Raw genomic sequence first — 16,172 nt, 5'->3', positions numbered from 1 at the left:
CAATAACAAGAAATGTATAAGAAAAAGGTTGGAAATATAATGATAATTATGAAGATATAGATTTGTTAACTTAGGACTAATGGATGTCCAAAATAGTTTAGGTCATGAAATTGGAATCCTATTTAGAAGTGAAATGATATTTCTGGATGGCTTTACGACTCGAAGTAGTGAATTTGCTTAAAGCATCTTTTTCACCTATTGCATTTCAATTTGTAATTAAGTTTGATTTTGCACATTGTTCTATGATTGGGATTATGTATTAGGTACTAATCTATATAATTTGCCAAAATAATTATCGTTCATTTTCAGGAAATAGATATATCCGTCTGGACCCATCTTAATATCTGAAATTAGACCCATATTCATACCAAAAATATTGCTACTTATTTCTGAATAATCATTTATTCCTTTCGTGGAATTCACTATCTTGTCTTTTAATGGGCCATTCAATTCCAACCCAGTTCTGTTTTTATCCAATTTGAAATTATATACATAGCCATTATTAATGTCGGAAACAAACATTGTATTTAGGTATTCATTACCGAGATAACTTGAATTCAAAAAGCCCAATGCAACTATGCCTATTGGTTGTTGCCATGTCAGTTCTGGTGTTCTATATTTTCCGCTTCCATTAAAATCTACCAGATTGGACGGATTTAAGGTTTCTACATATCCCTTTTCAGTGTCAGATGTATTCCCATAAGTCCAAACACCATCAATTTTATTGTACCCGCTATTGAATCCTGGTCGAACTAAATTAATTTCATCTCCTGTGTCAGGTCCATTTTCAGTATCCCATAGATATCCAGTTACTGGATCAAAACCCATTCCAAAACTATTCCTAATTCCGTAAGCATAATATAGATTAAGTGGAAAGTGATCACCAAGGATTCCTTTGATTGGCTTTCCATTATAATCCATTATTAGTATCCCTGATCTACCATCGGGATCAGAACCGTTAATCTCGTTGTTAATTAGATTCGGTTCACCATCTGCTTCTTCAGAATTAAGTGACCCAACCATAACAAAGATATCTTGATTTTTATCTATTCTTATTACACCGCCAGCATGAGCGTTTCCACCTAAATAAGCTGGAACACTGAATATGAGCTTTGGATCTATTAATTTATTGTCTTTTAACTCAAATCTGTAAATACAGTTACATTTCGGTTTTACCGATTTACTAATATCGTCGCCATCTTCTGATCCTCCAGATTCAGTGACGAATATGTATACATATCTAGTTCCATTCTTTTCTAGACTGTCTAATCCCAATAATCCATTCTGTGCTACATTAAAATCAACCATCGGCCCCATGAGTGTATCATTCACGTACCTGTATACTGTTCCATTATAGGAATCAGGTAGTAATATGTCGTTTTGATTTATGAAAGTCATAGCAGTTGATGTAATGTTATTGTGAAAAATTTCTTGAACCTTTAGTTTATTATCAAATACTATGGGAATTCCATCAGGGGGTCGTTCGATAACGAAGAAATTTCCAAATATGGTTTCAGCTTTTTGTCCTGATTCGTTGGACCAACCTGACTGAAAAATGGGCTGTATTTTGGTCACATTTTCCGGTACTGTAAATGGGCAAACAAATCTACTTAATTCTAAAGGGCCGTCTAGGCCCTCTGGACATTGAATAATTTGGAACCATTTTTCACTAGTTTCATTGAATCCTGATATTTTTATATGAGACTGCATAGCATATTTATTCAGTTCCAAATTGGATATTACCATGTATTCTCTGTCAGGTTTGACTCTTATGGTATCGCCAAAAATGGGTGACCATGTATTATTTTTCGTTTCCGTAGTTGAAGTAATCATTGAAAAGTCATCAATGCTAAAGAGATTGTTTGCATCCAGATCCAAACTTACATTCTGAGGATGAGTAAAGTTAGTCATATCTTGTGCATAGGCAAAAACTATGCAATTAAGTGTGAGTAAAAAAGAACTTATTAAAACGATTAAATATAACGTTATTCTTATTGGTATTCCCTCCGCTTATTGGAATACACTCTCTATTATATATTTTTTCATGCCGTCTTTCAAAAATACTGAAGTTTTTCCATCTTAGCAAATTACCTCCAAAAATTATTCATCTAAAAAAAAATCGACAAATCCCTGCCAATAGGACACTTCTTAAGATTGATCCTTGATTAGTTTAGCAGAACATATTACTCCAGTTCATTTATCAAAGAATCATTAGAAAGATCTCTATTAGGGTGGTAAATGTAATAAATACGCCTTGATTGATAGGATTAGTCAAAACCATGCGTTATTTATCGAAAGTAAAACGGTGTCAAACCTGTTAATTCTAAAAATCGCACGTAAAGGTTGTTTTTGTTCTAAAAAAATTGCTATAATACCAATCATTACAAAACCAGCTCAGTGTGTCTACTATCGTCTCCTTAGTAGAATGATGACTAGTTGACCAATTCTTAAAAAATTTGATTATTCCTTTAGTTAGCCCTATTAATTTAAGAAAATGATTTAGCTTGAAGATGCTCTAATTTTGATTTGTTAAACAAAAGAGACAGAACACCTTTAGATTACATCGACTACGGTTTGTATTTATATTTTCTCGGTTATGATCAAGTAACTTTGTCAATGCCTAGTCATATATTCAATTAAACAAGAGATGTCATGTAGCAATGTGGAAGTGGATTCTAAAGTACTGTCCTCAAAAAATATCATAAACCAGAAAGGATGAGATATCCTAATGTATTGTAGATTAGACCATACTAAAGGCTGATTTAGAGTTTGTATGAGTATGGATAGCTATTAAACCAGAAATAGGTCAAATTCTCGCACAACATATTTCACAAGAGAGAAACATACTTCTTGCTGGGAGCTTCCTATCAGATATTATCCGAATTTATTAAATATTTCATATTTCTACAGATGGCGGATTCTGGTTTCCAATGGCCTGTAAATTCGTAGAACTAAAACACCATATCCACTCCATGGGAGAAAAGCATGATCGAAAGAAAGATATAGTATATCGAAACAGAACAGAAAGTTTCGACGATTACTTTCCATGTAGAATAAAAAATTAGACAACAACGGTCTGGTTTTATTCCTTGAAAAAAAGAAAATAAATCTCATAACCTTAGATAGTGATCATTTAATAAATCAACTATAATCAAATCAATCAACAAATGGGCATTAATTATTCAAAGGTAAATATTTGCAATATAATAAGCACATAACAGAGAATGCGCATCCTATGGTTTAACTGGAGAGATATTAGAAATCCTGAAGCTGGCGGTGCAGAGGTACTAACTCATGAGATTTCTAGTAGGTTGGTAAAAAAAGGTCACGACATAACACTCTTTACATCATCGTTTCAAGATTGCTCCGAATCGGATGTTATTGATGGTGTAAGTGTAGTCAGAAAGGGGGGAAAATTCTCTGTTTATAGGGAAGCAAAAAAATATTATAAAATCCATAAAAACAAATTTGACCTGATAATAGATGAGATAAATGTCAAGCCTTTCCTGACTCCAAAATATGTTAAAGAATTGCCAATAATTGGTCTAATTCATCAGATATCTCCTGAACAGTTTACCACCGAACTCCCATTTCCAATCGGCATCATCGGTAGATATTTTTTGGAAAAAAAATGGTTATCGTATTATCGTGATATCTTAACAATAACAGTGTCTAATTCTACACGTATTTCATTAGAAGAACTAGGTTATAATAGAGTCCGTGTAATTAAAGTAGGGTTAAGTATCAAACAACTGCCTGAGCCTTTACCAAAAGAAGATCAAATTACAGTTACCTATATTGGTAGGTTAAAAAAACATAAACTTCCAGATCATGCAATCTTGGCATTTAAAAAAATCCTGGAATCTTTTCCTGAAAGTCAGATGTATGTCATAGGGAATGGATATATGATAAAGAAACTAAAACAAATCGATGTTAAAAATATAACTTTTTTTGGTCATATTGATGATAAGCAAAAATATGAACTCATTGCACGTTCACATTTGGTACTGATGCCAGCAACTAGGGAAGGATGGGGATTGGTGGTGATCGAGTCAAATGCGATGGGCACCCCAGTTATTGCATATAAGGTGCCGGGGTTGGTGGATTCAGTTCAAAACGGTATAAATGGTCTCCTGGTAGAAAAAAATACTCCTGATGAACTGGCGAGTATGGCCGTTTCATTGTTAAAGGATCCAATCAAGTTATTAACATTAAGTCGATCTTCTTTGGATTATGCCAAGAATTTTAATTGGGATAATACAGTATCAGAATTTGAGAAGATTATTATGGATGGATAAAGAAAAAATCCAAATATAAAATTTCATGATTTTTTGTTAATTATTCCAATGATTATCCCTCGTGCTGTGTAGGCTTTCTCATCATATTTAAGATCTTTAATTTCGTTAATAGATTGTACTTCCTCCCATTTGTATCCCTTGTCATGTTTCAAAAACCATTGTTCATCAAATTTGAATTTTCCCTCTAAAATCAAGCTTTCAAGGTATTGATTCCACCCCCAGCCTACAGAAATAACCATTTTCCCTCCGGGAGCTAGAATGTTATTCATGTTTTCAAGCGCTTTAAGAATTTTTGGTGGATCCTTAGGTATTTCATCCCATCCTACGCTTTGAAGGCATAGTACGCTTACAATTAAATCGTACTTGAATTTAGGATTAAAATCAATTATATCTTCATTTATTATCCCATCCATTATTTCATATTTGTCAATCACATCATGATCGATATCTGTTGCATATGAAATTACATTTCCTAATTCCAATACTTTCTTGTTATTTTTTCTATATTCCTCAATAGTTTCCCATATGATTGGAATGTTGACACACCGTTCATTTTTCCAACTAGGACCCGCTCCGGCTACTCTTCCATGAAAAAGATAGTGGTATTTTTTTCCATTAAAATAGAACGTTTCATCATTACGAAATTTTTTATAAAAGAACAATTGAAAATATTCATAACTGGTTACAATTCCCATCTTAAAAACATGGATTAATCCCTTTTTCCTAACGGACTCCCGGGCTTCCTTGAGTAGCTCTGTTAATATTGATGACTTGTTACCCCAAACTACTTTCGTTGGAGTATATGGCGATCGATTATCATTCACAATAATGTATTGTTTAAGTTTGATTATTAAGATTTATTCTATTACCTCGGACATAATCAAGTAAATTAAATTATTTATATTATTAGGTAATCTGACTCATTTATCGTTCTACGCTGGGTGGAATACAGGTTTGAAAAGTCAATAGCTTGCGTCTAATGCTATAGCAATTTACTCGTGCGAGATGAATAATCCTGATGTAATCTCCAGATTTGATTTAATTTTCTACATGTACTCTTTGTCAATGAATGTTGAATAATTGGATAGTATTGATCTTGCTGTCTACTAACAGAGACTGATTTGCCAAAGACCTTAAATGAGAAATCTAAAACTAGACCAATTTGATAAGATGCACCTAAATTCTTAATGAATAAAATGCCCGACGCAAATATAATACTATACATCTACGTAGCTGAAACGAAATTCAAGGATTAGGATCCGAATAAATAGATAGAGGTGTACCTACAAATTACATTGGGTATAAATGAAATTAATCCTTTTTCTACCATTAATTCTCTTTCTTGTATTTTTTAATTCTTGTCTACAATATGTATCTTCAGAGCCTATTCTATACGACAAAAATTTGAAAATTGAAACATTATACCATGGGTTGGAATTTCCTGTTTCAATGTCCTTCTTGAAAGATGATGACATATTAGTTTTAGAAAAAAACGATGGAATAGTAAACAGAATCATAAATGGACAAATGTTGGATGACCCTGTTTTACAACTTGATGTAGACAACTCGCAGGAAAGAGGGTTGCTAGGTTCAGTTGCGCTTACCAATTCTTCGGGGATAACAAGCGTCTATCTATATTTCACGCAGTTAAATGGTGAGGAAAGCACCAATGAATCCAATTCTGAAGACGATGTTTTAGGGAATAGAATTTTCAAATATGATTTTATAAATGGCAAATTAGTCAACCCAAAGCTACTATTTGATTTGCCATATGATTCTGAACCTCCATATCATGTTGGCGGTAAAATGGTTATAGGTCCTGATGATAATCTTTATGTATCTATAGGTGATCTTTTAGCATCCAGGTCCTTAACTCAAAATTTTGATAACGGTACAGGTGTCAATGGATCAGGTGGAATTATAAGGATCAGTTTAGATGACAAGCCGATTAAAAACATCTTTGAAAATTCCACGCTACATAATTATTTTGCATATGGAATTCGAAACAGTTTTGGTTTAGATTTCGATCCCTTAACCGGCAATCTTTGGGATACAGAAAATGGACCTGGATACGGGGATGAGATCAATTTAGTTCAACCTGGGTTCAACAGTGGATGGAAGAAAGTTCAGGGTTTGTGGGAGCCTTCAGGTGAAGAAGCCGGGGATCTATTTACAAACCTAACTGAATTAGTTACATTTGATCAATCCAATGGATATGACTATCCTAAAATGACTTTCTTGGATACAATAGGAATAACTGCTATCAAGTTTATGAATTCGCACAACTTGGGAGAAAATTATTTTGGTGATATGTTTGTTGGAGATTTTAATGATGGTAATATTTACCGTTTTAAACTGAATGAAAATAGGTCGATTATTGAAAGTGATTCAAATATGATAAGTCACGTCGGAATAATGGGAAAAAGCTATCCAGTAATTTATCAGGATCCATTTACAACCTGTTTTAATTACTATAGATGCACAGTTGATGAATCTGTCAATGTAACTAGCAATAATCTTGAAAGATCTTTGACTATATCTACACCAATTAACGTTGAAAATTTATGGTCATGGATTTATGGTTCGGAATATGGGGTTATTCCAGGGAATAAATATACGATTGAGACGTCCATGTCACAAAATAAATATTCTACAGATTCACACATTGTAGTCCAGGGTTTTAATGAAACGTCAAAATCATGGGTTCCGTTAATACAATGCCCCGATGCAAAAACGGGAAAGATGGATATGACTAAATTTCAGTGCGACCTGACAATCCCTAATAATATATCAAAAATCCAACCTGCTATTAATGCCGGATGGTCGTCTAAAGAAGATAAAGAAGCCACCAGTAAGTATGATGAAATTAAACTTTTCGATAACTATTCGGGTAAGTACATTGATCTGATGCCAAACTATAGTGATGCCTCTTCTCCGGTGTTTGGTAGAGGCTTTGGACATATTACGGATATCCAAGTGGGTCCTGATGGTGCTATGTATGTGCTATCTATAAATCCCGATCAGATCATTGACTTTGATCATTCAAAGGAGAATCAGGGGAAATATGGAGTAATTTATAAAATTACGAAAAAATGAGGATCCATGGTGGTTAAATAAGAATAAGGATATTAAGTATCAAATTTAACAAATATTTCTACCATCATCCTCTTGGTTTACAGGATGGATCTTGTATATGGTGCAATTATACACTCCTTTTATCTGTTATTCATTGCTTAAGTATTTAAATAAAATATATTCTGTTACTTCAAGGCATTAAGATTAAATCTGCACGAAAGAATTTGTTATACAGAGATATTTGTGTGTGAAGGCCGATTTATATACTGCAAATATTTTGCAGAAAGACATAAAAACACTATGTAGGTTATTACTGGGGATTTTCGAAAGATATTTTAGATTAAAAGAATTAGCAAATCAATTTCAAAATATGAAGTCTCTAAGGCAGGTGAATATCATAACTTGTTATAAATTCATTATCAACTTAAACCAGAGGAAAGTTGATAGAATCTTGATGCTATTAAATATTTTGACATATTTATTTTGTTATGTTTTTCTATCGTTTAGAATATCTTTGTACAATAATTCAAATTCGTTCAAAAGTACATTCAAATTGAATTTTTCAATCATCCGTTTTTGAGCGTTTTTCCCTAATTCTTTAGATTGCATTTTATCCGTTAACAGCATAATTATTTTTTCAGTCCACTGTTTTTGATCATCTGGTGGTATAGTAAACCCATTTATTCCATCGACAATTAATTCATTTGAACATTTCAAATTAGACATGATTACAGGTTTTCCCAATGCAAATGCCTCGATAGCAACCATGGAGGATCCTTCTGCCAGGCTGGGTTGAACTAATGCTGTTGAATTGGCCAACAGTTCAAATTTTTTATCTCCATCATTAAATCCTATAAAGAATATATTTTTTTCTAAATGATTATGTGTTACTAGTTCGTATAGTTCATTTTTTAGGGGGCCGTCCCCTATTATTATTAGCTTCGCATCCGGGATTTTTTCCAAAACATCAGTAAAGGCATTGATTAAGAAATTCACGTTCTTGTAGAAAACAAGCCTTCCTATGAAGACTATATAATTCTTAAATTCTTCAGAAAAATATCCCAAATATTTTTCTGGATAAAGTCCGTTGGTTATTATTACCACCTTGGACTTCTTATTTATTTTTTTAACGTCATCATATGTAGCTTTACTGACCGTATGAACTGCATCGGCGTTTATTTTTATCGTCATTTTCTCTAAAAATGGGCCTAAAATTTTTGAGAATATTGATACTCCTTCCTGTTTAGCCCATTTATCCCACAATTCGGGAGTCTGATAATATACGTAATGAATTGTAGTAACTAGCGGAATATTAAATATTTTAGATAACGTTTTACCCACAATTACGGAAATAAAGTTATTCGAATGAATTAAATCGATTTTGTTTTTTCGAATGATCCTTATTCCTTCAATCAAACTGCGTATCATAAATAGAAAGTTGTCAGATATCGAAGGTAATTGATTTCTAAGTTTAGGATTAATTCTGTGAATTTTTAAACCATGGATTTGTTCATCAACAGTATTACTAAGTATATGGGAAATTACATCGACCTTGTGACCTTTTTTAGCCATACCTCTAGCAACATTCATAAAAACGACCTCTCCTCCTCCACCCTCTGAAGAAAACCACTGGGTGATATACAGAATATTCATTACTTAACTTAGATTCTGAATTATTGTTTAATAAATCTATTATAGTTTTGGAGAAAATGGGTTATAATGCTATCTCACAACAAAGTAAATTGAGAACCTTATTTTAGGGGATCCATACCGATTCAACAGTCTTTTTGTCACATGCACTTTTGTTTATCTTTTTTGATTGAGTTCCCTATTTGCTAAAGAAGTATTTTGAACGTGATGTCGCTATACTTAAAATGGCAGTTTTACCATCGAGCTTACATTAAATATGACGAGCAGATGATTTTTATTGGACCAAATGACATTTTCATTAACTTTAAATTTTTATGTACAAGAAAGATTCACTCAGCCAAGGTACTTCTAACCATTATGTTCAAAAATATCTATTTCTTGTATTACTAGTTCCAATTTTTATTATCTCTATTAGATTATTTGTTCAATCTGGCGTATTAATCGGTGGAGATTTTCCTTCTTTTGATACCTCTCATTATTCCTTTGAGAGGCTTTGGCTATGGATAGATAAAGGTAGCTATTCTGGTTTTGAGAATTTGGCAAGATTTCCAATGATAGGAATCTGGGCTCTTCTCTCTTTATTTTCTGTTAGTTTTGAAGCATCTACCAAAATAATGATTATACTGGGTTTTTCGTTATGTTCATTTTCATTTTATTTTTCATTTTTTTATTTGCTAAAAAATAAGATTCAAGGAATTACTGAATTAAAGTTAAGTATAGCGCTGATCATTGGTAGCATTTTTTATGCGTATAATGTCTGGTCATTTAATCGAATAGATCATTACTACTTATGGATTGGATATTCTATTTTGCCTATCTTTTTTGTATCTCTTGTTTTTTCATTTCAGCGGTTCAAGTTTAAATACATAATAATAGCTGCCTTAACTTCTATCATCGCTTCATCTACTCCACACATGGTGATATTTTATGGAATAATTTTGACAATTACTTTTCTTTCATTTTTTGTTTACTATCTTAGCAAAAGGAAATTCAAACCAGTATTACATTCCACAATAACACTGGTATCTTTATTTTCTCTTTTTGTTGTAGTAAATCTGTACTGGATTCTACCGTATGTTCTGAGTTCGGTCACCTCCTCTGAATTAATTGCACCCACATATGTTTTGAATTTAGAGATAACAGACCTATTAAGCAGAGATAGTGCGTTATTAAACACTCTGACTCTCACTGCTGACTGGATAAATTTTGGAGTCAATTATGAACCATCGCCTCCTACATCTATCCTGCATTCTTTGTGGTTATTTACTATCTACCTGTTTCCAGTATTAGCTATACTATCTTTCATTCTTTGGGTTAAAAAAATAAAATATTCTCTTATTTTGTTTGTTTTTTTTGTAATTGGATTTGTGCTGGCTATGGGAACAAACATTCGGATTGATTATTTTAGTATTTTATTTTCCACACCTATACTTGGAAAGATTGCCTGGGTTTTTAGAGACCCTGATAAGTGGTCATTTTTGATAGCATTTAGTTATTCTTTTTTCATAACTTTATTTTCAGTTTTCATTTTCAAACTGTTTTCAAATCGATCTAAAAACATCATTGTCTCATCCATCTATATTGTTATTATTATTGGTAGTATTGCTATTTTTGCATATCCGGTTTATAACTATACGATGGATGAAATTTATAATTCCATAAAATTGCCAGAGGATTTTGATAATTTAAACAACTACTTATCTACCCTTGATACTCAAAAGGTCTTTTTTATGCCTTACTCTGCGACCCCGCCATACTGGAGTCTTAATCATGGAATAATCGGTCCAAATCAACCTGGCATTTATCAGTTAGAATCTGATCTTCCAAGCAATCAGATCTTTTATCCGGTGCAAAAGAATTACTATAATTATTTTACCCAATTGATTCAAAATAATCAAACAAAAGAAGGTATCAGCAATTACATTTATCCTTTCGGTACATCGTATTTGATATATCACAATGATACAATATCAGAAGATGATTTGTCTTTCTCGAACAAGGTTTATACTTTGAGTGATTTACAGCATGATAAGAACATTGGATTTTTTGACGTCTTCAAATTACCAAAAAATCAGTCATCATCCATTGATATAATGAATACCAACAACAACATTGGAGTAGTTCAAGGCTTAGACAAATTATCCCTTCTTAATAAGATCAAGTCCTTTAGTTCCACAAATTCTTCGGTATTATTTTTGGATCAAAATCCATCACAAAATATCAGTTCTCTAAATTATTTTAACAACATAATCATGGAACCATCTTTCTTAGGACTTGTATTTCCATTTATGCCTAATGACTACTTTGTTTCACCTTTTGAATATACTTTTCATAATGACCACTCCCTATTTTGGTCCAGAGTCAATGCCATTGATTCATTACATGGGGAATTCCATCCTTATTTACAACCAGTAGGAATAGATAATTGGGATTTAGATTATGGGAAGGGTATAGTTATAACACAAGCTTCAGGTGTCAAACTTGACATACCTATTAAAATTGACAAGGATGATCAATACGACTTGTTCATACGCTATCTTGAGAATTTCAGAGGAGGAAACATCAAGATTTTCCTAGACGATGATTTAATAAATGAAATCAATACTCAAGGCACAGACAACAACGACAAGTTTGTATGGAAAAAAATATGGTCAGGCAATTTGACTAAAGGTACGCACAAATTAACCATCGAAAATGTAAATGGTTTTAATGCTATAAACACATTTGCAGTAGTTCCTCATAGCCAATTTGAACAATCAATGTCTGCTGTTATGGATAAAACTAGTGAGATGAATATTATATATTTGATGGATCAAGCCGACTTTGACAGTTTTGGTAACAGCACTAATTCTATACTAGTTCCGCTATTTGATACTACAATTTCAAATAATACCATGACTATGACTCCAAACAAAATCAATAATACAACAGCTGGTACTGTCATGTTTAATGGCACACTAAATACGCCTGATAATGTTGATTCACTTAGATTAAATTTTGAAAACAAGTACAAACCATTTTCTCCTGAGAATAGCGGTAATGATACCCAAACTACTAATCCTATCAGATCTATTGACCTAATACCTACAAGTCAAAAAACTGTTTATTCTGAAGATTATGAGAATGCTACCAATCCATTTGAATTATTTGGCGATGAACTATACTCAGAGAATTTGGAAGAAAATTATCCTATTGCAGGAAATAGCAGTTTAAAAGTTAATGTAAACCAATCTACACCCGATAGTATGAATACGTGGAATATTTTACAGACAGATTATATACCAATCGGTGATGACACTAATCTAAAATTCAAGTCCAAAGTTAAAGCATTTGACATGAACGATTTTCACCCAGAAGTGCACTTTTACGATTTGAATTATAATCTGATAAGTGAAAATCCTGTCTCTGAACCCATTAATGGTTCCTTTGAAAAGGAATACGCTATTGACATTGTACCTCCACGTAATACAGAATTTATCCAGGTTGCTTTTCTGTTCTTACCTAATGCAAATTCAAAAAGTACCTTCTATTTAGATGACACTGAGGTGACAGAGATAATTCCACGTATTCATTTGAATAATCTTGGATATACTGATGAATATTATGCTGATATGCATCGTGAAAGTCTAATCCAGAATAACACAGATGGTAATGCATCGTCTTCAACTTCCTTGGTCCAAACAAGATCTATTCCTGTTGTTAATAACGCTTCCTATGGTTATAACATAAAGGTAAACGATGAAAATATTGATTCGATAAAATCCTATGCACTATTTAGCGAATCAAATCAATCTAATATGACTTCATCTACCACCAATACTACCACTACTGCTATCAATGCCACAGCTGATACAGGTACAGAAACTATGAATACAATCATGGACAACAGTAGTATGGGGTACACATTACAGAAGGATATCGATATAATAAAAAGTGGTAGTTATTCCTTTGATTTCCAGTTTTATGATAATGGTACAGGAGACTTGAAAGATGAACCAGTTAAGTTGGTAATAGATGGTGTGGAAAGAGATTATCAGAGTCTTTCTAATAATGAATCCAACCACAATTCATCCTCAAACTCATCCTTAACTTCAGACAATACGTTTTCAATTGGTTCTACTGTCTACCTGCCAAAAGGAACACATCAAATAAAGTTAACCATGCCTGATCCAAAAACTAAGTTAGATATTGCACTGATTTATACAATTAACAGTAATGAAAATGCAGATACAAATGATGCTTATTCCTCATCTACCTCTAGTCTACCTTTTAGTGATCAAAGCATACCAGCATATCTGAGCAATTATTCCAAAATTAATCCTACAAAACATATCATAAAAATAGACAATGCAACAAAACCATTTGTCTTGTCATTTTCAGAAACCTATGATCCATTGTGGAAAGCTAGCATTGTTGGTAATGATCCGCAGTCTCAAAAGGAAATAGATAATGTTCCTATTTTCTCAATAGTTAATGGATTCTTGATTAATAAAACTGGTAGTTTTGATATTGTTTTAGAATATGAACCCCAGGCTTGGTTTTATACCGGGTTAACTATAAGCATTATTGTTTTGTTGATTTTAGCCGCTACTGCAACAATATATTATTATAAAACAAGTAAAACAAAGCCAATACCATAACAATAATAGGCTGACTATATATTTTCGAAAATATTACGTTTCTATTCCTATTGGAAACCTTAAACATACCTAATCCCAATGTTCGATTTATGGCCTTTATATAAGTAGCTTGAGTAAGGGCAAAATCGACTAAAAGTTCACAATTTGCAATAAAAAGAAATATGAGCGCATATATGGAATTGATAATTGAAGAATAAAGAGTTTGAACTTGCAAAGGATCTGCAAAATTGGCTTTTGCATTCTGATATAAGGATTACGGCAGGAGAAGATTGTGGAGGTTTTTTCGGATGGAAAAATCTAGATGCATTGGATGAAGCAGGCAAGTATCCTTATATATATAATGAAATTACTGGTTATTCATTAAGTTGCTTTAGTTACTTGTATACCGAGACTAATGATGTTGAATATTTAGAAGCCATGAAACAAACTGTCGAATACATTCAAAAAAATATGATTAACAATTTATTAAATACGGGTAAGAGAAAAAATGAAAATTTTACGGAAAAAGGTATGATCGAAAATCAAATTTATTCTTTTGATAATGGCATGGTTCTTGCTGGTCTTTTAAATTATTATAAAGTTACCAAAGATCAAGTGGTTCTTAAAATGGCAGAGAAATTAGCAAATGCCTTAATAAAATATTTCTTTAAGAATGACCAACTATGTTATGCACTATTAGATGTAAACTTGTCACCCTTAAACTATGGCTCTGAAAAGTGGTCTACTCAAATTGGCTCATATCACGCTAAATTGGGAATTGGTTTGATAGATTTATATAGAATTACCGGAAATGAGACATATTTAAAAATTTGTGGAAGTCTTTGCGAACTTGCAACAAGTATGCAGAACGATGAAGGTAGTTTTTTGAATAATCTAGATAAAAATGACCAGATTTACCTTCATCCACACCTTTATGCCTGTGAAGGATTAACATATGTTGGGTTTATAAAAAACGATAGGAAATTGTTAATTAATGGATTGAAGGGAATTGAATGGGCCATTTCCAATATGACAATCATGGGCGGTGTTCCAAGGAGCAATGTCGACTTAAATGATCAAGCCGATTGTACTTCACAGTTACTACGGTTACTAATCCTATATGGTAAAGAATTGGAAGTTTATTTGAAGTTGCCTAGAGATAAAATAGAAAAGGCCATGGATAGTCTTCTTGTTAGAGTAATGAGCTTTTTTATTAATTCAGAAAAAGCTATAAAGTATAATGAGCAATCCAATTTTGCTTGTACTTGGTGCAGCATGTTTTCTTTACAAGCACTAGACCTCTGGAATAAAAGAAATAACAACAAAGATGTACGTCATTCAAAAATAGAGTTTTTCATCTAACAGGAAAACTATGACTTTTCCTTATCTAAATTCGTAAAGTCAACCTTAATTCAATATCTTTGAAACCGGTTGATAATGTTCTAATAACACATTCACGATCCTTTGGGCACTGTTACCAACGCCATATGGGCTGGCTCTAAAATTAATTCCGTGTTCTAGATCATTATTGAGTTTATAAATTTCGTTCTCTAATTTATTCTTACTAAAATCACTAAGCAATCTGGAATGTCCCGATTCTATTGACTCTGGTCGTTCCGTATTAGGTCTTACCACAATAGCACATTTGTTTACTAAATGGGACGTAATTTCTTCTTGAATCCCGCCGGAGTCAGTTATTACAAATTTACTCTTTTTCAATAAATTCAGAAATTTAGTATATCCTAATGGTGGGACGATTTTTATTCTATCTCTAAGAAAATAATCCAACTTAAATTTCTTCATTTGTTTTAAAGTATGGGGATGTATAGGAAATATATAATTTAAGTTAGATTCATGTAATCCACTAAAAAAGTTGTACAAGAAATCTCTATTTGACAAATTTTCATGTCGGTGTAATGTTACTGCTACATATTCTTCAGATACAATTTTATCAATTGGTTTTTCATCATTTAGAGCGCTCATTTCGCTATTCGAAATTATGCTTATTGCATCCATAACTGTGTTCCCAACGACATATATCTTTCCCTTTACATTTTCATTCTCGAGATTTTTTTTGGAAACTGCAGTTGAAGCAAAAAGAACATCTGACATGTGATCTACTAATAATCGATTTCGCTCCTCCTGCATACTGTAATCAAAACATCGTAATCCTGATTCTACATGATAAATTGGTATGTTATGTTGTGTAGAAACTAGTGACGCAGCTAAAACACTATTGGTATCACCTTGTACTATTACACCGTCAAAATTTTCTTCTCTAAACAACTTATCTAGTTTTATCATCATTTCTGGAATTTGAAGGGTTGGATTTATTTTTGAGTCGAACAAATCGATACTATAGTCAGGATGGGGGATAGAGAACTCATTAAGAAATTGTGTTGACAATGAAACATCAAAGTGTTGGCCTGTATGAATATACTTATAATCAATATTATGTCTGTCCATCTGTTTCATTATTGGAAACATTTTGATAATTTCGGGTCTTGTGCCTGTTACAATCGCAAACATG

8 protein-coding genes are annotated in these 16,172 nt (G+C 32.5%); 4 read left to right on the top strand and 4 right to left on the bottom strand.

Features of this window, described 5'->3' with window-relative positions:
* Nucleotides 1-252 precede the first annotated feature (252 nt).
* The gene (locus tag NMY3_RS15040; RefSeq protein WP_196816623.1) at nucleotides 253-1,911 is read right to left on the bottom strand and encodes a PQQ-dependent sugar dehydrogenase; all 1,659 of its coding nucleotides are present in this window, start codon (nucleotides 1,909-1,911) and stop codon (nucleotides 253-255) included.
* A gap of 1,313 nt (nucleotides 1,912-3,224) precedes the next feature.
* Between NMY3_RS15040 and NMY3_RS15035 the strand changes: the two genes are divergently transcribed.
* Nucleotides 3,225-4,298 (top strand): glycosyltransferase family 4 protein, encoded by a 1,074-nt coding sequence (locus tag NMY3_RS15035; RefSeq protein ID WP_196816622.1) that lies wholly within the window; start codon nucleotides 3,225-3,227, stop codon nucleotides 4,296-4,298.
* Nucleotides 4,299-4,321: 23 nt separating this feature from the next.
* On the opposite strand, the gene NMY3_RS15030 is transcribed toward NMY3_RS15035, so the two are convergent.
* Entirely contained in the window at nucleotides 4,322-5,122 is an 801-nt protein-coding gene (locus NMY3_RS15030) for a hypothetical protein (protein ID WP_196816621.1), read from the bottom strand.
* A 481-nt stretch (nucleotides 5,123-5,603) separates the two neighbouring features.
* On the opposite strand from NMY3_RS15030, the gene NMY3_RS15025 reads away from it, so the two are divergent.
* The gene (locus NMY3_RS15025; protein WP_196816620.1) at nucleotides 5,604-7,394 is read left to right on the top strand and encodes a PQQ-dependent sugar dehydrogenase; all 1,791 of its coding nucleotides are present in this window, start codon (nucleotides 5,604-5,606) and stop codon (nucleotides 7,392-7,394) included.
* 465 nt (nucleotides 7,395-7,859) lie between these two features.
* Here NMY3_RS15025 and NMY3_RS15020 read toward each other — a convergent pair whose 3' ends face one another.
* Nucleotides 7,860-9,026 (bottom strand): glycosyltransferase family 4 protein, encoded by a 1,167-nt coding sequence (locus tag NMY3_RS15020; RefSeq protein WP_196816619.1) that lies wholly within the window; start codon nucleotides 9,024-9,026, stop codon nucleotides 7,860-7,862.
* Between the two features lie 311 nt (nucleotides 9,027-9,337).
* Between NMY3_RS15020 and NMY3_RS15015 the strand changes: the two genes are divergently transcribed.
* Entirely contained in the window at nucleotides 9,338-13,663 is a 4,326-nt protein-coding gene (locus NMY3_RS15015) for a hypothetical protein (protein ID WP_196816618.1), read from the top strand.
* A 186-nt stretch (nucleotides 13,664-13,849) separates the two neighbouring features.
* Entirely contained in the window at nucleotides 13,850-15,004 is a 1,155-nt protein-coding gene (locus NMY3_RS15010; protein WP_196816617.1) for a beta-L-arabinofuranosidase domain-containing protein, read from the top strand.
* A 45-nt stretch (nucleotides 15,005-15,049) separates the two neighbouring features.
* On the opposite strand, the gene wecB is transcribed toward NMY3_RS15010, so the two are convergent.
* A complete protein-coding gene (gene wecB, locus NMY3_RS15005; protein WP_196816616.1) occupies nucleotides 15,050-16,171 on the bottom strand; it encodes a non-hydrolyzing UDP-N-acetylglucosamine 2-epimerase in 1,122 nt (373 codons plus the stop codon).
* Between the last annotated feature and the right edge of the window lies 1 nt (nucleotide 16,172).

Source organism: Candidatus Nitrosocosmicus oleophilus (assembly GCF_000802205.1).
Classification (GTDB): Archaea; Thermoproteota; Nitrososphaeria; order Nitrososphaerales; family Nitrososphaeraceae; genus Nitrosocosmicus; species Nitrosocosmicus oleophilus.
The sequence above is the reverse complement of the archived record's forward strand: the minus strand, read 5'-3'. Positions and strand labels throughout refer to the sequence as shown.

What these genes read in the sequence shown, in the direction of transcription:
- NMY3_RS15040 (WP_196816623.1), bottom strand. Translation starts at nt 1,911, where the DNA reads ATGACTAACTTTACTCATCCTCAGAATGTAAGTTTGGATCTGGATGCA.
- NMY3_RS15020 (WP_196816619.1), bottom strand. Translation starts at nt 9,026, where the DNA reads ATGAATATTCTGTATATCACCCAGTGGTTTTCTTCAGAGGGTGGAGGA.
- NMY3_RS15025 (WP_196816620.1), top strand. Translation starts at nt 5,604, where the DNA reads ATGAAATTAATCCTTTTTCTACCATTAATTCTCTTTCTTGTATTTTTT.
- wecB (WP_196816616.1), bottom strand. Translation starts at nt 16,171, where the DNA reads ATGTTTGCGATTGTAACAGGCACAAGACCCGAAATTATCAAAATGTTT.
- NMY3_RS15015 (WP_196816618.1), top strand. Translation starts at nt 9,338, where the DNA reads ATGTACAAGAAAGATTCACTCAGCCAAGGTACTTCTAACCATTATGTT.
- NMY3_RS15035 (WP_196816622.1), top strand. Translation starts at nt 3,225, where the DNA reads ATGCGCATCCTATGGTTTAACTGGAGAGATATTAGAAATCCTGAAGCT.